Below are 588 nucleotides of genomic sequence, written 5' to 3'. Positions count from 1 at the left end.
CTTTTCACCTTTCCCTCACGGTACTCGTGCACTATCGGTCATCAGGGAGTATTTAGGCTTACCAGGTGGTCCTGGCAGATTCACACAGGATTTCTCGGGCCCCGTGCTACTTGGGATCCCCTCCGACAGTCGACAAGGTTTCGTCTACCCGACTCTCACGGTCTACGGCGCCCCTTCCCAGAGGCTTCGACTACCCTGACGATTTCTTACTGTCCGAAGAAACGGCAGCTCCTTCAAGAAGGTCCCACGACCCCGGACGTGCAACGCCTGCCGGCTATCACACACGCCCGGTTTAGCCTCATCCGCTTTCGCTCACCACTACTCACGGAATCACTGTTGTTTTCTCTTCCTACGGGTACTGAGATGTTTCACTTCCCCGCGTTACCACCAACCGCCCTATACATTCAGGCGGAGGCAACACCACATGACTGGTGCTAGGTTTCCCCATTCGGACATCCCCGGATCAACGTCTGGTTGGCGACTCCCCGAGGCTTAACGCAGCCTCCCACGTCCTTCATCGGCTCCTGATGCCTAGGCATCCACCGTGTGCCCTAAAAAACTTGGCCACAAAGATGCTCGCGTCCACTA

General features: G+C 56.5%; 1 rRNA gene. It reads right to left on the bottom strand.

Annotation, left to right across the window (positions count from 1 at the left end):
• Positions 1-566: ribosomal RNA gene (locus tag IEY87_RS45330) — 23S ribosomal RNA — on the bottom strand; the annotation flags it as partial.
• Between the last annotated feature and the right edge of the window lie 22 nt (positions 567-588).

Origin of the sequence: Nonomuraea glycinis (assembly GCF_014646515.1) — a bacterium.
In the GTDB taxonomy this organism is placed as follows: domain Bacteria; phylum Actinomycetota; class Actinomycetes; order Streptosporangiales; family Streptosporangiaceae; genus Nonomuraea; species Nonomuraea glycinis.
Note: the sequence above shows the minus strand (reverse complement) of the source record. Positions and strands in the feature narration are given on the sequence as shown.